At 64.3% G+C, this 22,378-nt stretch carries 15 protein-coding genes; 3 read left to right on the forward strand and 12 right to left on the reverse strand.

The genetic code is table 11. The features are described 5' to 3' along the window. Positions 1–45 precede the first annotated feature (45 nt). The 8 genes from JYP50_RS03735 to JYP50_RS03770 form a co-directional block, all read right to left on the reverse strand. Positions 46–579 carry a pilus assembly PilX family protein gene (locus JYP50_RS03735; protein WP_206559141.1) on the reverse strand — a complete coding sequence of 178 codons (534 nt, stop codon included), beginning with the start codon at positions 577–579 and terminating at the stop codon, positions 46–48. Then, positions 576–1,616, reverse strand: a complete 1,041-nt coding sequence (locus tag JYP50_RS03740) for a PilW family protein (RefSeq protein ID WP_206559352.1) — start codon at positions 1,614–1,616, stop codon at positions 576–578. Before JYP50_RS03740 ends, JYP50_RS03735 begins: the two co-directional genes overlap by 4 nt. Further along, positions 1,616–2,245 carry a type IV pilus modification protein PilV gene (pilV, locus tag JYP50_RS03745; RefSeq protein ID WP_206559142.1) on the reverse strand — a complete coding sequence of 210 codons (630 nt, stop codon included), beginning with the start codon at positions 2,243–2,245 and terminating at the stop codon, positions 1,616–1,618. Before pilV ends, JYP50_RS03740 begins: the two co-directional genes overlap by 1 nt. Continuing rightward, entirely contained in the window at positions 2,232–2,831 is a 600-nt protein-coding gene (locus JYP50_RS03750) for a GspH/FimT family pseudopilin (RefSeq protein WP_206559353.1), read from the reverse strand. The genes pilV and JYP50_RS03750 overlap by 14 nt, the downstream gene beginning before the upstream one ends. A gap of 214 nt (positions 2,832–3,045) precedes the next feature. Continuing rightward, positions 3,046–9,792 (reverse strand): retention module-containing protein, encoded by a 6,747-nt coding sequence (locus JYP50_RS03755; protein WP_206559143.1) that lies wholly within the window; start codon positions 9,790–9,792, stop codon positions 3,046–3,048. 150 nt (positions 9,793–9,942) lie between these two features. Next, positions 9,943–10,572, reverse strand: a complete 630-nt coding sequence (locus JYP50_RS03760) for a response regulator transcription factor (RefSeq protein ID WP_206559144.1) — start codon at positions 10,570–10,572, stop codon at positions 9,943–9,945. Then, entirely contained in the window at positions 10,572–11,969 is a 1,398-nt protein-coding gene (locus JYP50_RS03765) for an HlyD family type I secretion periplasmic adaptor subunit (protein ID WP_206559145.1), read from the reverse strand. The genes JYP50_RS03760 and JYP50_RS03765 overlap by 1 nt, the downstream gene beginning before the upstream one ends. Next, the gene (locus JYP50_RS03770) at positions 11,966–14,107 is read right to left on the reverse strand and encodes a type I secretion system permease/ATPase (protein WP_241262811.1); all 2,142 of its coding nucleotides are present in this window, start codon (positions 14,105–14,107) and stop codon (positions 11,966–11,968) included. Before JYP50_RS03770 ends, JYP50_RS03765 begins: the two co-directional genes overlap by 4 nt. 332 nt (positions 14,108–14,439) lie before the next feature. Between JYP50_RS03770 and JYP50_RS03775 the strand changes: the two genes are divergently transcribed. Further along, positions 14,440–14,661: a hypothetical protein gene (locus JYP50_RS03775; RefSeq protein ID WP_206559146.1), complete on the forward strand. Its 222-nt coding sequence runs from the start codon at positions 14,440–14,442 to the stop codon at positions 14,659–14,661. 13 nt (positions 14,662–14,674) lie between these two features. Here the strand turns inward: JYP50_RS03775 and kbl are convergent, their stop codons facing one another. Then, positions 14,675–15,865 carry a glycine C-acetyltransferase gene (gene kbl, locus JYP50_RS03780; RefSeq protein ID WP_206559147.1) on the reverse strand — a complete coding sequence of 397 codons (1,191 nt, stop codon included), beginning with the start codon at positions 15,863–15,865 and terminating at the stop codon, positions 14,675–14,677. A 346-nt stretch (positions 15,866–16,211) separates the two neighbouring features. Then, entirely contained in the window at positions 16,212–17,240 is a 1,029-nt protein-coding gene (gene tdh / locus JYP50_RS03785) for an L-threonine 3-dehydrogenase (protein ID WP_206559148.1), read from the reverse strand. A gap of 108 nt (positions 17,241–17,348) precedes the next feature. On the opposite strand from tdh, the gene JYP50_RS03790 reads away from it, so the two are divergent. Then, on the forward strand, positions 17,349–17,921 hold the full coding sequence (locus JYP50_RS03790; RefSeq protein WP_206559149.1) for a helix-turn-helix domain-containing protein: 573 nt from the start codon (positions 17,349–17,351) through the stop codon (positions 17,919–17,921). Here JYP50_RS03790 and JYP50_RS03795 read toward each other — a convergent pair. Next, positions 17,918–18,985, reverse strand: coding sequence for a COX15/CtaA family protein (locus tag JYP50_RS03795; RefSeq protein WP_206559150.1), 1,068 nt, complete (start codon positions 18,983–18,985; stop codon positions 17,918–17,920). The two genes, JYP50_RS03790 and JYP50_RS03795, sit on opposite strands and share 4 nt — an antisense overlap. 149 nt (positions 18,986–19,134) lie before the next feature. Here JYP50_RS03795 and JYP50_RS03800 point away from each other — a divergent pair, with 149 nt between their 5' ends. After that, positions 19,135–21,030: an ATP-binding cassette domain-containing protein gene (locus JYP50_RS03800; RefSeq protein ID WP_206559151.1), complete on the forward strand. Its 1,896-nt coding sequence runs from the start codon at positions 19,135–19,137 to the stop codon at positions 21,028–21,030. Positions 21,031–21,064: 34 nt separating this feature from the next. On the opposite strand, the gene JYP50_RS03805 is transcribed toward JYP50_RS03800, so the two are convergent. Continuing rightward, positions 21,065–22,354, reverse strand: a complete 1,290-nt coding sequence (locus JYP50_RS03805) for a DUF2254 family protein (RefSeq protein WP_206559152.1) — start codon at positions 22,352–22,354, stop codon at positions 21,065–21,067. Positions 22,355–22,378: the final 24 nt, after the last annotated feature.

Here is a 22,378-nt window from a genome sequence, read left to right on the forward strand (position 1 = left end):
TCATTGCCATTATCCGTTTTGACCTGACAATACCTATTCAGAAGCTCACTGATTTAGATTTAAAAGCTCACTGGCGACACCGAGTTCGACACGCGATCTCGCCCTTCCAGGTATGTCATGCCCCGAAACAACCCGATAATAATTGCATATGAGTGGTGAACTCATATCACTGCTGCTCCCTCCTCGACCTTCTGGCGGGTATGGGCAGGCCGCCTCAGTAACGAATAGAACACTGACATCCACAGGAATTGAATTGGGGTCACCTGCAACGGTTGACAGATGTGTCAAGGGATGTGTCGCCATATCCTCAAAAGGATTGATCTCACCTAAGTTGGAATAGAACGGATCATTCGGCCCACCTCGGTCCCGACCCAGGGCCATCGTGGCATAGATGCCTGCCTCAGCGGCCTGGAACGATTGGTAGCTATCCTGCATATTGGCAGACATTTTCAAGTTAAGAGAACTGTTGCTGGCAGCAGTGATGCTGATGATGGTCACCACCAACAGAAAAAGCAGAGAAACCACCAACGCCACTCCGCTCTGGGATCGCAATGGCAAGCCACTACAAGCAATATTCATCCCCCCCTCCTGATTTCGAGCTTGGAATTACGTAGTGAAACATTACTACGCACCAACAGGCGGCGAAAATTGTCCCCCGGTGTTACCGCGGTATCACCCAACTGATAGGTTTTGTTGTCCACGTAATCGACATCTCCAACCACGCTACGCACTAGCAGAAAAAGCTCTATCGCTACCACGCTCTCCCAATTCGGTACCGACGCGGCATAATCGTAGCTATCAGCTTCGCCATCTGCATCACTGTCAAATCCAAAACGTAGGCGCATACCCTCAACCCCCGAAACCAAGTCCTCCGTTCGAATTTCTACGGCACCTGCACCTGCATCCCACCCCAGAACCTTGCGACTTAGGGTAGGAACATTACCGGAACCCGCATTGGGGGCACGTATGTAGTACACCTGCAACCGATAGGGCCAAGCAACCCCAAAGGGCACACTTCCACCTTCTTCCACACTGGGAGCTGAACTCACGCCTTGGAAAAGCTCTCCTCTGCCACTCAATGGACTTGCGATGACGTACACTTCCTCATTACTCAGTGGCTGTGGAAAGGAGATTGTTCCATCCCTTGGCGCATTGGGGTCATCAGGGTCCGCGTCATACATAGGCTGTGGCAGAACACTTTTAATCAACAGAACATCAGTGCCCGGCTCCGCGTCAGTCACACACCCAAATGCAGCACCCGACCCATCGGCTCTGGAAGCCAACAGGCTGTCAACAGTGTTATTTGCTGCGGCCAGTCCGCTACAATCACCGGAAACAGTACCGAGGGAAGCTGCAACGATATCCGCCGAATTGGCTCCTCCAAAAAAACGGACATGGCGCAAGGAATCAGTTATAACCTGCAATCCAAAACGTGCGTTCTCAGACAGTTCAGCAACCTGCTCTACCTCGGTGTAGGAGCGTTTGCTGGCCAAATAGACCGATATCGCTCCACCGATAATAATCAGACCGAGCACCATCGCCACCATGAACTCAATAAGAGAAAAGCCGCGAGAGCCGGCAGGTATTCTATGCGCTTGATGATTCGATTCCGTCATCAGAGTTCAGTCTCGTCTACAACATAGCTACTAACGATCACCTGGCGCCGCCAGGCGTCAGCACCCGCAGCCGCACCACCACATACGGTATCCCCCGCCTGGGTGGCATCCGAAGTTTCCTCCAACCCCCGCCACTGTACGATCACGCGAACCATGCCCGAACGGGTAGCGCCAGAATCAGCCACAAAATCCACGCAACCCAACGGATTGATCAGGCCTGCCGCATTGGAGGTCACACCACCTTCCGTGACCGTAACTGAAGCGCCATCAAGCATCCGCTCCCATACCCAACGGTCGTGCAATGCCATTTCATGAGGCAGGCAGGTAGCTGCCGTACAATTCGGCGAGGGTTCGGTTCCGATAGTGCCATCACCAAGGGCGTTACCGTTCGAAAAATAGGTAACCACCCCAGCAGGATTAATTCGTATACGCTCCAGCAAATCGTTGGCCAGTGCAACAGCCTGAGTACGTTGAATAGCCTGGTGCTGGGAGGCCTTCGAAAGGGCCTGTAAACTGACCACACCCAATAGACCAATAGAAAGGATGACGAAAGCTGCCAACGCCTCGATCAACGTCATACCGCTCTGGCGATTTACAATACGCATCGAGCAACTTCTAGCAACCGACATTGCCGCCTCCTGCGTCCTCGACAATGCCATCCTGTGGCGTACTGGTATCTACTGCAGCCCTGATTGAGCCTACAGGATTGACTATCAGCCCCCGGGCACTATTGACACCACGTTCATCACAAAAGGTGAAGGTGCCATCAAAACCAAGGGCGTTGCCCCTTGAGTCAAATCTCACCCGACGGTTACCATTGTCGAATGATGCTTCCACATGTGTATTCTGCCGCGACTCCCATTGAATACGCTCTTCATCTGGATTATTCGGATCTGGAGCATTGTCGTCGTTTGTGTCGACAAAAGTCATATAGCCTCGATTCCACGCATCTGTATTATTGCAGGCCGTACCATCTACCGTAGGACACACCACCACTGGAGCCCTTCGTGCCAGCGCTTCAGATCGGGCGTTATTCAAAATCGCTCGCAGCGCGTAGACCTCGGACACCATGCGATTATTGCGAATCAACTCCTGAAAACCCGGAGCGGCCACTAGCAACAAAACGGCCAACACAGCCAGCACGATCATCAACTCAATGAGCGTAAAACCCTGCCTACGGCGCGCATTTGAACTGATATGCCCCCTAAAGGCCATTCGATCTCCCAAGAATCCGATGGACTAATCACCGGTTAGCCTACTTGCTTGCGTAGTGCTAGCAAGCGCCGCCACGACAAACGGTTGATCGCGCCGATAACCGGCACTGGGCCGGAAAAAAACGTGAACGGCGTCACACTTGCTCACGCAATAGCGGCACAAAAAAGCCCCGGCGCCAAACAGGCAACCGGGGCTGATCGAAGCGCCCTTCAGGCTACTGGTCCACGTTCAACTTCCCGCTGTCCAGCATGCTCTGGATCACCGACTGCAGGTCGTCATGGCCGGACACCAGGTCCACGCCAGCCAGGGTGATGGTCTGGTCGACGTGGCCAGTGTCGGCGACGCTGCCGTCGAATTCGCCATTGACGCTGACCTTGATCACGGTGTCGGTGCCATCGCTCTGGATATCGAGGTAGCTGGTGAGATCTGCGCCCTCGGCCTCCTCGCCCTGCAACAGGTCGCGCAGGTCCAGGGCGTCGCTGCCCGCGTCGCCGAAGCCGAAGATGGTGGCGCTCTCCCCGGCTTCCCCGTCTTCGTTGAGCGCGAAGGCGAAGATATCGTCGCCGCTGGTGGCGAGTAGCTCGGGACCGTCCTGCACGTGTTCCTCGAACTGCGTGACACCGGCGTGCTCGCTGAGCATGTCCCGCACGTGCTGCATCGCGTCCGCCTCGGACACCGGCGTGAAGCCGGCCTCGGCCAGGGTCTGCTGCAGTTCGGTACCGGATGCGGATGCCAGGTCGATACGGGTCCCGGCCAGGGCCTGGTGCGCCTGTTCGGACACGGTAATGCCGTTGTAGGGGTCGGCGTCACTGTCCAGGGACTGGAGGAACACCGCCATGTTTTCCACATAGTGGTGGTTGAGGTCCTCCAGGCCGGTGCCGGCGATCTCCTGCAGGAAGACCTTGCCGTCGTCGGCCAGGGCTTCGGCACTGAAGGTACCCACCACGACACTGCCCACGCTCAGCGTGATCAGGTCGCCCGCGGCATAGTTGAAGCGGCCGTCCTGGTCGGTGACACCGGACAGGCCGGAAGTGGTTTCGTAGCGCATGCCCGCCACGACGCCGTCGATCACGGCGCCGTTCTGGATCACCAGGGGCGTGGTGCCCGACATCGCGGTATCGCCATCCACTTCGGTGGCCACGGTCCTCAGGCTGAGGTTGAGATCCGGCGCCTCGCCGTTTGGCCCTTCGTTGACGCTAAGGACCACATTGCCGTTGATCGAGGTGACACCCGCGGGGACTTCCACCACCCAGGTACCGCCCCCGGCGTTGGTCACGGTGAGCCCGCTGCCAGCCGCGGGCGCCAGCACCGCGCCGGCCGGCACATTGAGGATTTCCACCGACAGGGATTCCGACCCGTCAAAATTGTCATCCCCGAGGGCGGCCTGCAGGTTCAGCGTGTAGACATAGGTATCCGGGAGCTCCGCCACCGCGACACCGTTGATCACCACACTCTCGGTGGTCTGCGTGGTTTCGGCGCCGAAAGTCAGTTCCGCACGGCCCTGGTCATCCAGCGTTACCTGAATCTGCGGCTGGTGATTGAGGTTAAACGCGCGGTTGGTTGAGCTGGGGCTACCGTAGTAGTAGGCGGTCGCGCCATTGGGCAGTGTCTCTGTCGAGGTGGGCCCGGCACTGCTACCACTGGCGTTGTAGAAGAAGATGGCCACCGGACTGCCGTCAACCAGCACCCCCCAGTTGTCGTCGAAATAGGAACCGCTACCGTCGTAGTTCCACGAACCACTGATGGAGGCATCCAGGGTCACTGTCACTGTCTGGTTGGCAAAGGTGCTGCCAAAATCCAGGGTCGAGGAGATGGTGTCCCCGTAGTTGAACCCCGGAGTGCCGTCGATATTGTCGTCGCCGACCTGATCGCCGATCTGGCCGCCCAGCACGATGCTATGGTCGTTGTTCTGGACCACAGTGCCCACCACTTCCACCAGCACATCACTTGGCTGGTCGGCCACATGCTCCACATTGACCTGTACAGTGGCTTCGTCCGTATCGCCGTCACCGTCCTCCACCCGGTAGGTGAAGGCGTCCTCGTCCGCCGTGCTCGTAGGGAACTCCGCCGTCGGGCTGTAGGTGAACTGCTGGGTCGCGCGATCGTAGCTGACCTCGCCGTGCTCGGTGGTCACTACCTGGCTGACGTCGCCGCTGCCGAATACCAACTCGACACCTTCGATATGCGTCACCTGGCCGCCGTCGGCGCCAAAGCTGGCGTCCAGATCGATAACGACCTGGCCGTCCTCCGCCACCGCGACACCGGACACATCATTGACCACCGGCGTGTCGTCATCCACCGATACAGTGAAACTGGTGCCGCCAGTGCTACCGCCCTGGTCCATAACGGACACATCCACCGTGAACGGCGCCGAGTTGTCCTCGGTGCCATCGACACTGTGCCGGACCGGCTGGTTCAGCTGCATGGTGTAGTCCGCGGAGGTCGCGCCCACGTTGTCCAGGGTGATGGTAAACACCTGGTCCGCGGCCTGCGTCGGATCACCGCCCGCCTTGTAACCGGTCAACACGCCGTTGGCGAAAGTGGTAACCACCTCGGCGCCGTCCAGGGTGTACAAGCCCGTCGCGTCGCCGGCGGTCGACAACGTGATCGCGGCTGGCGCGGCCACCAGGCTGTAGGTGATCTGCCCGCTGAGAGCGGAGGTATCATCCTCCGGTCCACCGGGGTTGCCCGCGGACACCGGCGTAAGGGCGTCATCATCGTCCGCCACCAGGTTGGTATCGGCCAGGACCTCGCCCACGCCGCCATCGGTCAATGTGACGGTGAACTGCGCGGTGCTGGTGTCGCCATCACCGTCGGTGATGGTGTAGACAAAGGTCTCCACCTCGGTTTCGCCGTTGGCGACGCTCTGGGTGGTGTTGGTATACAGCAGGTTGCCGCTGCCATCGATGGTGATGCTGCCACCCTTGTCACCAACGGCGATGCTGATGCTGGGCGCACCCTCGCCATCGGCACCAAAATGGTCATTGTCCAGCAGGGTATCCACCGCGCCGACATTCACCGCGCTGGCGTTCTCTTCCACCGCAAGCAGATTGCCGTCATCGGTCGCCACCGGGCCGTCATCGAGGATATCGATGACCATATTGGTATCGTCGGTGTCGTTGTCGCTGTCGGTCACCACGACGTTGAACTGGTCGCGGATGCCTTCCGCCGAACCCGAGCCCGGGTTGAGCGGATGCTCCTGGGTGCTGCCGTCAAGGGTATAGCGCCAGCTGTACACGCCGCCGGCCAGGGTCACCTCCAGAGTGCCGTAGTCACCGCCGACCGTACCACCATTGGTCACGTCCACGCCGTCGATGACCAGCAACTGCGTGGTGTCGCTGCCGCTGTGGGTGATATTGAAAGTGCCCGAGGTGCTCTCGGCGTCACTATTCGCGTCGCTGCCGGTGGGCAGGGCCGCCTCGTCCACCACGCCACCGGCATCGCTGTAGACCACCGATACGGTGGGCACCGAATCACTTTCGATGTCGAGATTCACCGTGGCGGTCGAGGTGTCACCGTCGCTGTCGATGATGGTGTAGGTAAAGCTGTCCGCGCCCTCGGCCTCGGCATCCGGGGTGTAGGTGAACGTACCGTCGTTGTTGTATTGCACGCTGCCCTTGGTCGGGCCCGTGGTCACGCTCACGCCGCTTGCCAGGTCCACGCCATCGGCGCCCGCGGCATCGTTGTCAAACACGTCTATGAGCACGGAGACCTGATTCTCTCCCAACAACACCGGACCGTCGTCATTCGCAAACGGGCCGTCGTCGGCAATGCTCAGGCTCAGGGTGGCGTTGGCCACGCTGCCGTCGCTGTCGGTGAGGGTCACGCTCACCACGGCGCTATCGCTGTCATCGCCCACCGCGTGGGCATAGGGCCCCAGCTGGGTGAAGGTGTAGGCGCCAGTGGTCTCATTGATGACCAACTGCCAGCTGCCATCGTCGGCGGAGAAGATCGTCAGCCCCCCGGCGCTGGCCTGGCTGGCGCTGCCCAACCCGCCGTCGTAGCTGGCGGCGAAACTCACCGGGGTATCGCTGCCGAAATCGAAGGCCAGGGAGCCGGTGTCACTGGACGGGCCCGCATCGCCGGTGGCGGCGATGCCGTTCTGGGCACTGGGCGCGCTGTTGTCGCCGGCGAAGGTGATGGTCAACGTGGTGCTGGCGGTATCGCCGTCGGCGTCGGTGATTTCGTAGGTAAACACGTCCTGGGAGCCGGCCGGAACCGAAGCGTTCGGCGTGTAGGTGTAGTCGCCGTTTGCCCCCAGGGTCAGGGTACCGAAGTTGCCGGTGAGCGCCGTGCCCACGGTGCCGCCGGTAATACCTGTCACCGTCGCGCCGCCATCGGCGCCGGCAGTGTCGTTATCCATGACGTTACCGGTGACGCCGGGGCCACCCTCGGTGGCGGCGCCGCCATCGGCGAGGGCCGTGGGGCCGTCGTCGGCGATGCTCAGGCTGAGGCTTGCGTTGGCCACGCTGCCGTCGCTGTCGGTGAGGGTCACGCTCACCACGGCGCTGTCGCTGTCGTCGCCCACCGCGTGGGCATAGGGCCCCAGCTGGGTGAAGGTGTAGGCACCGGTGGTCTCATTGATGACCAGCTGCCAGCTGCCGTCGTCGGCGGAGAACGTCGTCAGCCCTCCGGCGCTGGCCTGGCTGGCGCCGCCCAGCCCGCCATCGTAGCTCGCCGCGAAAGTCACGGGGGTATCGCTACCGAAATCGAAGGCCAGGGAGCCGGTGTCGCTGGACGGACCCGCGTCGCCGGTGGCGGCGGCGCCATTCTGGGCGCTGGGCGCGCTGTTGTCGCCCTCGAAGGAAATGGTCAGCGTGGTGCTGGCGGTATCGCCGTCGGCATCGGTGATTTCGTAGGTGAACACATCCTGCGCGCCCTCGGGTACGCTGGCGTTCGGGGTGTAGATGTAGCTGCCATCGCCTTGCAGGACCAGGCTGCCGTGGCTGCCCGCCAGCGGGCTGCCGATGTCGCCGCCGGCGAGCCCGGTGACGGTTGCGGGGGCGTCGGCGCCGGCGCTGTCATTGGCCAGCACATTGCCGGTGACCGCCTCGCCACCCTCGGCGGCACTATTGCTGTCCTCAACGGCGCTGGGGCCGTCGTCCAGGATATCGACCACCAGATTGGCCGAGGCGGTGTCGCCATCGTCGTCGGTGACGGTCACGGCGAAGTTCTCGGCAACGCCTTCCGCCGTGCCGGTGCTGCCCGCATTCGGGTGGGAAGCGGCATCCTGCAGGGTGTAGGACCAGCTGTAGGCGCCGCCGGACACGGTGACAGTCAAGGTGCCGTACTGGCCCTGCACCACGCCACCGCCAGTGACGTCCTGTCCCGCCACCACCAGGCTGGCGAGGCTGTCGACACCGGTGGTAATACTGAAGGCGCCCGAGGTGGTCTCGGCGGTACTCGGGGCATTGCTGCCGGAAGACAGCGCCGCCTCGTCCACCGCGCCGCCGTCGACGGCCAGGGCTGGCTCGTCGTCCTGCGGCGGCGGGGGCGGCGGAGGCGGGGGCGGTTCCGTGCCGTCAACAATGGTCACAATGCCCTGGTCGTCGGCGATGGTCGCGTTGGTGGCGTTGCTGAGGTTAACCAGGAACTGCTCGACACCCTCCTCGAAAGTATCGGTATTGGTGCCAAAGAGGATGGTGACCTCGGTCTGGCCGGGAGCAAACGTCACCGTACCGCTGTCGGGGTCATAGTCGCCGCCACTGACCGTGGCGCTGCCGTCGGCGGACGCGAACTGCACGGTAACCGGCTGGTCGCTGGCCGCGGACAGCGACAGGGTCACCGCGGCGGTGGCGCCTTCAACCACGGTGACATCGTTGATGCTGATACTGGGCAGGGGCGCAGGGTCCGGCTCGATGATCGTCACCACCCCCTGGCCGTCCGCGATCTCCGCGCCGCTGGGGTCGCTCAGGTTGACGAAAAAGTGTTCGGTACCCTCGGTGAGGTTATCGGGATTGGTCTGGACCTGGAGCGTCACGGTGGTCTGCCCGGGGGCGAAGGTAATTTCACCGGTTTCGGGGTTGTAGTCGCCACCGGTCACCGTCGCGCTGTCATCGGCGCTGGCAAAAACCACCGTGACCACCTCGTCACTGGGCTCGGACAGGGTCACGGTCAGCGTAGCCACATCGCCCTCGACCACGGTGACATCGTCGATGCTCAGGGTCGGCGGCTCTTCCGGCGGCGGTGGGGGCGGCGCCGGATCACCGGTGACGGTCACGGTCACCACCGCGGTGTCGCCATTGTTGCCATCCGGCGTGATCGCGGTATAGGTAAAGGTATCCACCCCGGTGAATCCCGGGTCGGGCGTGTAGGTCACGGTATTGTCGGGGTTGATCACCGCAGAACCGTTCGCCGGCTGGGTAATGGCGGTAACGGTCGAACCTTCGATGAAGTCATCGTTGCGCTGCACGTCGATGACCACCGGCTCGCCTTCCTCGGTGGTCTCGCTGTCGTCGATGGCGTCGACGGGGATAATCGCCTCAGCCTGGTCCACCGGTGCCTCATCACCGAAGGCCGCCGGCGCCGCGAGGCCGCTGAATTCGCTGGTATTCTCCACCACACGACCGAGGCGAACCCAGCTGTGGCCGCCATTCTCCGCACCGCCGGAGCCACTGGCACCACCGGCGGCAGTGGCTTCCAGCACATCGCCGATATCCTGGTCGCCTTCCAGCGCCGCCAGCACGGCCTCCACCGAGGCATCCTCCACCGCGCTCTCATCGGCACCGGCGGCGCGATCCGCCAACAGGTCCCGGCTCAGGGTCAGCTCGTCGACGTCGCGAACCGCGAAGGGATTGCCATCGGCCATCGACAGCTCCACCTGGGCGCCGTCGGGGGTTACCACGGTTTCGCCTTCCAGCAGGACATCACCCGCGGACAATTCCCGCAGTTCACCTTCGGCATTACGGGCAAAGGCCTTGCCCTCGACTGCCACCACCGTTGCGATTGCTACATTGGCCATGTTGCGCTTCCTTTCCTCTGCCGGCGCCCACCGGCGCGTGTCCATCCGGCCGCCGGGCGACCGAATACTGATTTCGAGGGTTGTATGCTAGGGCGCCCCGCGGCAAGGGGCATTGTACTTTTGGGCAGTACCGGCGAAAAAATGCGTGATTCAGTTCACAGATGTGACGGTTGGAATGTTATTCATCGCCAGGGCCAGCTGCACGCGATCGCGCAAGTCCAGCTTGTCGAATATGGAAGAGAGGTGCGCCTTGACGGTGCGCTCGCTGATGGCCAGGGCCGCGGCAATTTCCTGGTTGCTCGCGCCTCGCGCCACCTGCTCGGCCACCATCAGCTCGCGCGCGGTCAGTTCATTCAGCTCCGGCCGCTCTGGCGCGGGCGTGGGCACCACGCGCTGTGACAGGCGCATGAAGCGCTGCACCAGCTCGGGCAGCATCCACAAGCCGCCGTGCTGCACCACCACGCTGATTTCGCGCAGCTGTTCCGGCACCGCCTCCACGTGGCAGTAACCCACCGCCCCGCGGTTGAGGCAGTCCAGGGCTTCCCGTTCGCCGGGCGTGGGCGACATCACCACCACCGGGCTGCCGCTGGCGACCGCCTCCGCCAGCCTGGCGTCCCGCGCGCGGGTATCGAGGCCGGCGGTATCGAGCCATAAAACCGGCCGCCCGGAACGCGACAGCGCCAGGGCCTCGGACACCTGGGCGGCCACCACACAGCAATCGAAGGCTTCCCGCCAACGCGGGCGCTCCCGACCATCGCGAGAGACAAACAATTGTTCCATCAGCGCTCCGTGAGGGCGTATTCCTTCGCCCGCAGTACCGGCTTCATCAGATAGGCCAGTACGGTTTTCTTGCCCGTGAGGATGTCCGCTTCCACGGTCATCCCCGGAATGATCGGCTTGTCCTGCCCCAGACTGGATTCGTGGGTGCGCACATACACCTCGTAGAAGGGGTTTCCCTCGTCATCCATGATGGTATCCGCGCTGATATGCTCCACCACACCGTCGAGGCCGCCGTAGACCACGAAATCGTAGGCGGTGAACTTCACCAGCGCGTCCTGGCCGGGCACCAGGAAGGCGATATCCTTGGGCCGAACGCGCACCTCCAGCAGCAGGGTATCGTCCAGCGGCACCACTTCCACGATCTCGCGACCCGGCAGCACCACGCCGCCGATGGTATTGGTATACAACTGCTTCACCGTGCCCTTGACTGGCGAGCGCACCTCGGTCTGCTTTACCCGGTCGCTCAGCCCGGTACCGGCTTCCTTCAGGCCGTTCAGCCGCGCCAGGGTCTCGGTGAGTTCGCCGCGCACTTCGTTGCTGAACTCGACCTCCACCTCGCTGACCTTGCGCCGGGCCTCCTCGATTGCGGATTCCAGGCGCCGGGCCTGGGCCAGGGATTGCTCGTGCTCGCCACTGAGGCGATTGACCTCGCGCTCCAGGCGCAGGATTTCCACCTGCGATACCGCTCCCGAGCGCACCATCGGCCGGGTCACGCTCATCTCCTTGCGCGCCAGTTCAAGGGAGCGTCCCAGCTGCCGCGAACGGGCGGTCACTTCCGCCAGCTCCTGCTGGCGCTGGGTCAACTGTTCGCCGGCGATATCACGGTCGAGGGCGAGCTGCGATTGGCCGGCCTTGTACAACTCCAGCTCTTCATCCACGATTTCCGGCACCGAGCCCAGCCACTCATCCCTCGGCTCGAAGGACGTGCCGTTGACCATCGCCCGCAGCCGCGCGGCCTTTACCGACAGCGCCCGCAGCTCGGCGCGGTTCTCGTTCAACTCGGACTCGGAGCGCGTCTGGTCGAGACGCACCAGCAACTGGCCGGCCTCCACCACGTCGCCCGCCTTCACCAGGATTTCGGTCACCACGCCACCGTCCTGGGACTGCATAACCTGCACCTGGCGCGAGGGAATCACCTTGCCCTGCCCCCGGGTCACCTCGTCGATCTCGGCGAACGCGGCCCAGGCCACCAGCACAACCACCGTGACGGCGACGAAGTACAGCAGCCCGCGAGCCCGCAGCGGCTGCTGCTCCAGATAGGCCCGATGGGCGTCGTGCTGCCAGCTGCGCGGCGCGTCGGCGGGGTCCCGCAGCCAGGGCGCGAACAACCAGTCCACCAGGCGACGGGGCTTTTGCCCGGGCGGCGCGGGGTTTTGAGGGGCTGACATGTCGTTCATTTGGCGGCGCCTATCTTGCCCTGCTGCAGCGCCTGGATCACGCTGTCACGCGGCCCGTCCGCCACCAGCTTGCCGTTGTCGACCACCAGGATCCGGTCGACCATTTCCAGCAGCGAGTTGCGGTGGGTGACCACCATCCAGGTGCGCCCCTCCACATAGCCTTGCAACTGCTGTTTCACCGCCGCCTCGGTGGAGTGATCCATGGAACCGGTGGGCTCGTCCATCAACAGGATCGGCGGATTGTGGATCACGGCCCGCGCCAGCGCCACGCACTTGCGCTGGCCGCCGGAGAGCGACTCACCGCGCTCGCCCACCAGCATGTCGAAACCCTGGGGGTGACGATTGACATAGTCCGACAGATTGGCGATCTCCGCCGCCCGCACCAGGGCGGCATCCGGAACGTTGCTGTGTGACAGGGTCAGGTTGTCGCGCAAACTGCCGTAGAACAGGGTCACGTCCTGGGGCACATAGCCCACCTGGGCGCGCAGTTCGCTGGGATCGAGCTGCCGCAGGTCGATCCCATCCACCAGAATGGACCCGGCCGTGGGCTGGTACAGGCCCATCGCCAGTTTCTGCAGGGTGGATTTGCCAGAGCCCACCCGCCCCAGGATGGCGACCCGCTCGCCGGGCTTGACCTTGAAGGAGATATCGCTGACCGAAGCCACCTCGCTGCCGGGATAGGCAAAGGACACATGGCGGAATTCGATCTCGCCGCGAAAGGTATCCCGCGACAGGAACTGGGCGCCCGCCGGTCGCTCCAGGGGCTTGTCCATCACCTCGTCGAGGGATTTCAGGGCGACCTCGGCGTTGTGGTAGGCAGTGATCAGGCCCGCCACCTGGCCGAAGGGCGCCATCGCGCGCCCCGCCAGCATGGTGCAGGCGATCAGGCCACCCATGCTCAACTCACCCGCGGTGATCTGGTACACGCCGGCGATGATCACGAACATGGTCACCATCTGCTGCGCCCACTGGGTCACGTTGATGGTGGAATTGGAGACCAGCCGCAGCTGCACCCCCACGTGTGCCAGGAAGGAGGTCGCCTCTTCCCACTTGCGCTGCATGCGCGATTCGGCGCCCAGGGCCTTGATGGTATCCAGGCCCACCAGGCTTTCGATCAGGGTGGCGTTGCGCTGCGCGCCGGCGCGGTAGGTGGTCTCGGTGAGCTCCTTCAGCTTGCCCCGGGCGGCCAGTGCATAGCCCAGCACCACCAGCAGGCCCACGGCCACCGGCATCAGCACCAGCGGTGCGATCCAGGCGATCACCGCGAGGAAAATCACCGCGAAAGGCACGTCGATGAGCGTGGTCACCGAGGCGGAGGTTATGAAATCCCGCACGGTCTCGAAGGAGCGCAGGTTCACCGCGTAGGAGCCGACCGAGGCGGGACGGTGTTCCAGCCTGGCCCCCAGTACCTGTTCCATGATGCGGGCCGACAGTTTCATGTCCACCCGCCGGCTCGCCAGGTCGAGAAAGTAGCCGCGCATGGTGCGCAGGGTGACGTCCGCGAGCAGGATGAGGATCACCCCCGCGGCCAGCATCCACAGCGTTTCCACCGCGTAGTTGGGCACCACCCGGTCGTAGACATTCATGGTGAACAGGGGCAGTGCCAGGGCGAATACGTTGATGAAGAACGCCGCCAGCAGCACGTCGCGGTAGACCGGCGCGTTGGCGCGGATCGCGTCCCAGAACCAGTGCCCGCGCTCGGACGTTCCGGTGCGCGGGGTGCGCTGGTCGAAGCGGAAGCGGGGCCGGCACACGATCAAGCCGCCGCGCTGGGCATCGAGCAACTTGCCCGCGGGAACCTCCACCGCCGCCTCGTTCAGCTCGGGGTAGATGACCCGCGCGGTGGCCCCGTCGTCGCTCCAGCCGAGCAGCAGACAGGCCCGGTCACCCTCCAGCAACACCACCGCCGGCAGCAGCTCCGCCTGCAGCGCATTGGCGGGGCGTTGCACCACACGGCTCACCAGGTCGGCGCGACTCGCGGCGCGCTCGAACAGGGCCGGGGTCAGCCGCCCCTGCTCCAGCGGCAGTCCACCGGCAAGGGCCTCCCCGGTGGAGGCCTTGCCGTGATAGCGACACAGCGCGAGCAGGCACTGCAACAGCGTGTCTTCGGTGGCGGCGAGGTTCAGTGCAGTGTTCAAACGCTTACAGCTCCCCGGAACGCGCTCCGACCGCGGTCGGTCGAAAAACGCTAACCTGCTGAATAAAAAAGATTTATGCGGCTGGGGAGAATAAGCCAGATGGCAGGTTATTACTATGCGCAGAGTGCGGCACCGATCACAGTTTGCGGCTGTTACCGCCGTCGTCCGCCGGAACCGGGCGCTTGCCCCACCGCCGGGACCGGCGAGCTGTGACCGGCGTCGCACTCTGGCACATTCGCGCCATTCCAGCGCACGCCTAGATACCGCCGGTGGTTGAGCGGCGCCGCGAGTGGAGATAGGCTAGGGCCGATACCAAGGCGGGAGCATAGAGGATGTCCGACACCAAATCGCGCTTCGAGGCACGGGACGTATCGCCCGGCGGCTATACCCTGAGCGGCGATGGCGAGCGCAAGTACGCCGGCCAGGAGCGGCGCAGGACCAATCGCCGGTCCGGCAACGACCGCCGGGCGGAAGTCCGTTTCGACCCCACCAAGCAGGACCGTCGCCGGAACCCGGGGCGACGCAAGGACGACAAGTCGCCGAAATTCTGGTGACGGACGGCGGGGCTCAGCAACCGAGCTCCGCCTTCACGCGGCCGAAGGCCTCCAGCGCGAATTCAATATCCCCCCCATCCAGCGCCGCCGACATCTGCGTGCGAATGCGCGCCTTGCCCCGCGGCACCACCGGATAGGAAAAGGCGATCACATATACGCCCTGCCGCAACATCGCGTCGGCGAAACGCCCCGCCAGCGCGGCGTCGTGCAGCATCACTGGCACAATCGGATGCTCGCCCGGCAGCAGTTCAAAGCCCAGTCTTTCCAGACCCTCGCGGAATTGAGCGGTATTGCGCGCCAGTTGCTCGCGCAGCTGCGGCCCCTCGCTAACCAGCTCGATCGCGCGGATCGCGCCGGCCACCACCGGCGGCGCCACGGTATTGGAAAACAGGTAGGGGCGCGAACGCTGGCGCAGCAGTTCGACGATCTCGCCGCGGGCCGCGGTGTAACCACCGCTGGCGCCGCCCAGGGCCTTGCCCAGGGTGCCGGTGATGATGTCCACACGGTCCATGCAACCGCGCAGCTCGTGGGTGCCGCGCCCGCCGGCGCCGACAAAGCCGGTGGCGTGGCAATCGTCGAAATGCACCAGCGCGCCGTAGCGCTCCGCCAGGTCGCAGATCTCGTCCAGGCGGGCGATGTAACCGTCCATGGAAAACACGCCGTCGGTGGTGATCAGCTTGAAGCGGGCCCCGGCGGCGTCGGCGGCCTTTAGCTGGGCCTCGAGATCGGCCATGTCGTTGTTCTTGTAGCGATAGCGCTGGGCCTTGCACAGCCGCACGCCGTCGATGATGCTGGCGTGGTTCAGCTCGTCGGAAATCACCGCATCCTCGGCCCCCAACAGGGTTTCGAACAGGCCACCGTTGGCGTCGAAACAGGAGGGGTAGAGTATGGTGTCCTCGGTACCCAGAAAGGCGCTGATTTTATCTTCCAGCTCCTTGTGCAGGGTCTGGGTGCCGCAAATAAAACGCACCGAGGCCATGCCGTAGCCCCAGTCCTCCAGCCCTTTCGCGGCGGCGGCGTTAACCTCCGGGTGCTGCGCCAGGCCCAGGTAGTTGTTGGCGCAGAGGTTGAGAACCTCGCGATCGCCGTTGACCCCCACATGGGCCCCCTGGGGCGTGGTAATGGCGCGCTCGGACTTATACAGGCCCGCGTCGCGAATGTCGGCCAGTTCACTGGCCAGGTGTTGTTTGAAGTTGCCGTACATGGTGTCCTCGGTATATTCGAATCAGCAAAATGGTCGAGTGAATCTGTGGCCCTACGGGGGAGAACCGTTCGTTGCTTGGCCGAATGAATTCGGCCCTACAGGGGAGATCGCCCGCTGCTTGGCCGAATGAATTCGGCCCTACAGGGGGGAATCGCCCTTTGCTTGGCCGAATGGATTCGGCCCTACAGGGGGGAATCGCCCGCTGTTTGGCCGAATGAATTCGGCCCTACAGGGGGAATCGCCCATTGCTTGGCCGGATGGATTCGGCCCTACAGGGGGGAAGCGTAGCCCGTGTAGGGTCGAATTCATTCGACCGAATTGCCGGCGAAACGGGCATTCCCCCCGTTCAATTCTCCCAATCCAGGATAACCTTGCTCGCCTCCCCCGCGTTCATTACGTCGAAACCCTTCTGGAAATCCCGGTATGACATGCGGTGGGTGATTACCGGCGAAATATCCAGGCCGGAGTCGATCATTACCGACATCTTGTACCAGGTTTCGTACATCTCCCTGCCGTAGATGCCCTTGAGCGTCAACATGTTGAAAATCACCGTATTCCAGTCGATCGCGGTGTTTTCACCGGGAATGCCGAGTATGGCGATCTTGCCACCGTGGCACATGTTGGCCAGCATGTCATTGAAGGCCCGGCCGTTGCCGGACATCTCCAGGCCCACATCGAAGCCCTCCTCCATGCCCAGCTCGCGCTGCACCTCGGCCAGCGTTTCCCGGCCCACGTTCACGGTGCGCGTCGCGCCCAGCTCGGCCGCGCGCTCCAGGCGCGCGTCGATCAGGTCGGTCACCACGATGTGGCGCGCGCCGGCGTGCTTGCACACCGCCGCCGCCATGGCGCCAATGGGCCCGGCGCCGGTGATCAACACATCCTCGCCCAGCAGGTCGTACTGCAGCGCGGTGTGCACCGCATTGCCAAAGGGGTCGAACAGGGCCGCCACATCGAGGTCGATGCCGGGATTGTGCTCCCAGACGTTCGACATCGGCAAGGACACGTACTCGGCGAAGGCGCCGGGACGATTGACCCCGATGCCAGAGGTGTGCGCGCACAGGTGGCGCCGCCCCGCCAGGCAGTTGCGGCAGCGTCCACAGACGACATGCCCCTCGCCGGACACAATCTGCCCCGGCTTGAAATCGTTGACATTGGAGCCCACGTGCACGATCTCGCCCACAAACTCGTGCCCCACCACCATGGGAACCGGGATGGTTTTCTGCGCCCAGGCGTCCCAGTTGTAGATGTGCATGTCGGTGCCGCAGATCGCGGTGCGCTTGACCTTGATCAGCACATCGTTAATGCCAATGGAGGGCTCCGGGACCTCGTCCAGCCAGAGCCCCGGGGCCGCTTCTTTTTTCACCAATGCCTTCATGATCATCCCCGGCCACGACGGGCCGTTCACTATTTCGGAAAATTTCCGGTATAGTAGACGCCACCAGTTTCACATACAAGATTTTTTTCCTGTATAGCGGATTACACCATGACCCGACCCGCCATCGATCCCGCCAGCAAGGTCCTCTGCGAACGCGTGACCGCGCTGCGCCAGCGCAACAATTTCACCCTGGAACAGCTCGCCGCCGCCTCCGGCGTGAGCCGCTCCATGCTCAGCCAGATCGAGCGCGGCCAGGCCAACCCGACCCTGGCGGTTACCTACCGCATCGCCCAGGCCTTCGGGCTGAGTATAGGCGAACTGGTGGACGACCCCGCCGCCAGCGGCACCATTGAGCTGGTGCACGGCTCCGACCCGGCCAACCTGTTCCGCGCCGACAGCGAGTGCCAGATACGCACCCTGTCGCCGCTGCACATGGAAAAAGACGTGGAATTCTACGAAATAGTCCTGCAACCCGGGGCCAGCCTGGACAGCTCCGCCCATTTCGAGGGGACCCGGGAGTTGTTCACGGTGGCCGGGGGCAGCGCCTCGATCAGCGCCGGGGCCACCCACTGCGAACTGGAAGCCGGGGACTCCGCCCACTACCGGGCGGACGTGGAACACCGCATCGCCAATCGCGGCGACGCGCCCCTAACCGGCTACCTGGTGGTCACCTACAACTAAGGGGCTTGGGGCGCTGGCGCGACGGCTGTCTGCCGCCGCAGGGCGTGGGCCACGAACAGCGCCGCCGACAGCAGCAGCACCGCGCCGCCCTGGTGCGCCGCCGCCAGCGAGACCGGCACGTGCAGCAACAGCGTACTGATACCCAGCAGCACCTGGGCGGCCAGCGCCAGCCCCAGCAGTATCACCCCCAGGCGCACCCGCGGCGTCGGCACCCGCCGCCAGGCCAGGGTGGCGAACACCGCGACAACAATAATGAGGAAATAGGCGAACATCCGGTGGTTGAACTGGATCGCGGTGATGTCCTCGAAGGCGTCCAGCCAGGCGGGATCTCCGGCGTAAAGGCCCGGCGGGAAGAAAGACGTGCCCATCAGCGGCCAGGTGCTGTAGGCGAAGCCGGCCTTGGTCCCCGCCACCAGCGCCCCCGACAGGATCATCAGGTACACCAGCCCCACCAGCACCAGCGAGGTGCGCGCCAGCGGCCCCGCGCCGGTCCCGCGGCGCGGCTTGCCCAGGCGCAGGTCGAACACCAGCCACAGCATGTAGGCGTAGATGATAACCGCCAGCCCCATATGCGCCGCCAGGCGGTACTGGCTGACGTGCGGGTCCGACACCAGGCCGCTCTTGACCATGAACCAACCCAACAGCCCCTGGCCACCCCCCAGCAGGAACAGCAGCCACAACTTGGGCTGCAGGCCCGCGGGCACCCGCCGCCGCATCATGAAGTAAACCATGGGGAAAAAGAACAGCACCCCGATCAACCGCCCCAACAGGCGGTGCAGGTACTCGTACATAAAGATCGACTTGAAGCCGTCGAGGTCCATGCCGCGGTTGATTTTCCGGTATTCGGGATAGGCCTTGTACTTGTCGAAGGTCTCTTGCCAGGCCTGCTCGGACAGGGGCGGAACCACCCCCATCAGCGGCTTCCACTCCACCATGGACAGGCCCGAATTGGTCAGGCGGGTCACGCCGCCCAGCAGGATCATGCCGAATACCACGGCGGCGCACAGCAGCAGCCACGCGGCCACCTGCCGGTCGTGCTGCCGGTTACGATGGGACAGGAGCATTGCGAAAACCCGTTCACTCTCGGTTGGTCAGGGGGCGCCATGATAACCGATGTGGGCCGGCGATGGGCCCCGCGGACACGCAGTGGCCGCTGGCGGCTGCGGTGGGGCCTGGCGTAGAATGCCTGCCCACGCATTCTACAGGCCCCTTCATGCCCCTGCTCAAACTCGACGCCGTCCAACTCCAGTTCGGCACCCACACCATTCTCGACCGGGTGGATTTCACCATCACCCGGGGCGAAAAGCTCGGCCTGCTCGGCCGCAACGGCGCCGGCAAGACCACCCTGCTGAAACTGCTCGCCGGGGAAATCACCCCCGACGCCGGCGAGCGCTGGCTGCGCCCCGGGGTGAAGCTGGCGCGCCTGCAGCAGACCCTGCCGGAGGCGGACGGCGCCACGGTGTACGACGTGGTCGCCGGCGGGCTGCCCGAGACCGGCGAACTGCTGCGCGAATATCACCGCCTGTCGCAGCAGGGCGGCGACGTGGACATGGACGAGCTGGCGCGGGTGCAGCACGCGCTGGAGGCGGTCGATGGCTGGACCCTGCAACAGCGCGTGGACACCACCCTGACCCAGTTGCAGCTGCCCGCGGATGCCCGCATGGGCGAGCTGTCCGGCGGTTGGCGCCGCCGCGTGGCCCTGGCCCGGGCGCTGGTATCGGAGCCCGACATCCTGCTGCTGGACGAGCCCACCAACCACCTGGACATCCCCGCCATCGAATGGCTTGAGGGCCAACTGCAGCAGTTCCGCGGCGCCATCATCCTGATCACCCACGACCGCCGCTTCCTGCAGAACGTGGTCAATTGCATCGCCGAACTCGACCGCGGGCACCTGTCCCTGTGGCGCGGCGACTACCGCGGTTTCCTCGGGCACCGCGAACAGGAGCTGGCGGCGGAGGAGCGCGCCAACGCGCTGTTCGACAAGAAGCTCGCCCAGGAGGAAGCGTGGATTCGCCAGGGCATCAAGGCCCGGCGCACCCGCAACGAGGGCCGGGTACGCGCCCTCAAGGCGATGCGCGAGGAACACCGCAACCGCCGCGCCCGCGTGGGGCAGGCCAGTTTCGCGGTGGAAGACGCCAGCCGCTCCGGCAAGCTGGTGGCGGAGGTGCAGGACGTTGGCAAACGCTTCGGCGACAAGGTCATCCTGGAACACTTCTCCACCATCATCCAGCGCGGCGACCGCATCGGTATTGTCGGCGCCAACGGCGCCGGCAAATCCACACTGGTGAAACTCCTGCTGGGCGAGCTGGCGCCGGACAGCGGCACGGTGAAACTGGGCAGCAAACTGGAGATCGCCTACTCGGACCAGTTGCGCGGCCACCTGGACCCGGAGCAGAACCTGATCGACAACGTCTGCGGCGGCCAGGAATTCATCGACATCGGCGGCAAGCGCAAGCACGCCATTTCCTACCTCGGGGATTTCCTGTTCAGCCCGGACCGCGTGCGCACCCCGGTCAAGGCCCTGTCCGGCGGCGAACAGAACCGCGCGGTGCTGGCCAGGCTGTTCAGCAAACCCGCCAACCTGCTGGTGCTGGACGAGCCCACCAACGACCTGGACATCGAGACCCTGGAGCTGCTGGAGGAAATCCTGCTGGACTTCGACGGCACCGTCATCCTGGTCAGCCACGACCGGGACTTCATGGACAGCGTGGTCACCAGCCTGCTGGTACTGGAGGGCGATGGCGTGGTCAGCGAACAGGCCGGCGGCTACAGCGACTGGGAGGCCCGGGGCGGGCGCCTGCGCGACCCCGGTGCCAAACAGGCCGCACCGGCCTCCGCCAAATCCACAGCGGCCACACCGGCCCCAAAATCCGCGGCGCCACGCCCGCGAAAACTCTCCTACAAGGATCAGCGTGAACTGCAGGCGCTGCCGGGCAAAATCGAGGAGCTGGAGACCCGGCAGGCGAGCCTGGAGGCCGCCATGGCCGACCCGGGTTTCTACCAGGGCGATCACGGCGAGATCGAGCGCACGCTGGCGGAGCTGACCGCGGTGCAACAGGAACTGGAACAGGCACTCGATCGCTGGGTGGAACTGGAAGGCGAGGACTGACCGCGGGCGCTCTAACGCCCCTTAGCAGCTCTTGCTAACGGCCCTTCCCGCTCCCCGCCAGGCCCGGCACCAGCGGAAGCAGGGCCTCGCGCTCGAAATCCATGGCCAGGGCCTGTTCGGCATACGCCCAGGCGCGCCGCGATTGATGCCCCGCGGCGGCGCTCAGGGGAGCGTGCCCCAAACCGGCGAGCAGCCCCAGGCCTTTTTGCAAGCGCATTTGCACCGAGAGGCTGGCGGCGCCGTCACGGGCGATGGGCGTGAACACGTCATCCAGCATGTCGGACAGCGACAGCTCGGGCATCCACACCCGCACCGCTGGCTGCGTGGACGCCTTGGAACATTCCGCCCGGGTGCCGGCCCAGCGCGAAAACAACCGCACCGCGCGGCCGATGACATCGATGGCGGTGCCGGGATCGTTGATCCCCGGCGACAGCGCGCGCGATGCGATTTCACCGAGCACGATCAGGCCAAAGCGCGGGTCGTAGTCGAAGGTGCGGGTAGCGCCGATAACAAACAGTTCGCGCACCGCGGCCTCCGCCTCCGGCCCGGCCCCCTCCCCCGCAAGACACACCAGCGAGGTGTTCAAGCCGACAAAGGCCCCGGGCGGGCTCCGCACATACACATCCACGGCGAGGCTGTCGGCCAGCGCGATCAGCCCCCGCATATCGATATGTCGCACGTAGCCGGTTTTCAGCGGCCGCACGGCGCGACTTCCATCGGGGATACGTGACTGCAGGTCGGAGCAGGCCATTGCCCCCAGGCCGGGGTGCCGCGCCCATTCCTCGAGCGCGGCGCGCGTGACCGCTTCCACCCGGTCGGTGGTTTCACTGACCCGCACCAATTGCGAGAGATGCTCTATCCAGCGCAGCAGGGCCACGATAATCAAGGCAATCACCGCCAGGGTGATGATAAACAGCACGACATGCCCGCCGTTGCCCAGCAGCTGGGTCTTCAGGGCCACGATGCCCACCAGGCTGAACAGGAAGGAACCGATAAACACGCCGAGGGCGTGGCGCGTCACCTCGTTGTCCAACACCAGGGTGGTGGCGCGGGGCGAGGTGTTACTGGTCACCGCCGCTTGGGCGGTGACCATGGTGGCGAGGGAAAACGTGGTCACCGCCAGCATGCTGGAGGCCAGGATACCCAACACACGGTCGGCGGAATCCGCCGTGACCAGGGCCAGGAATCGCGCGGGCAGCAGCGGCTCGAGGAGAGCCCCCAACAGCACCGACAGCAAGCCCGCCAGGATATAAAACACCACCGTCAGCCACAGCTTCCGGGCGGCCTGTCGCAGCACCCAGTCCCAGCGGCCGGTAAGGCTCACCCCGGGGCTCCCCCGGGGTGAGCC

Source organism: Parahaliea mediterranea, from assembly GCF_017255185.1.
Taxonomy (GTDB): domain Bacteria; phylum Pseudomonadota; class Gammaproteobacteria; order Pseudomonadales; family Halieaceae; genus JAFKCZ01.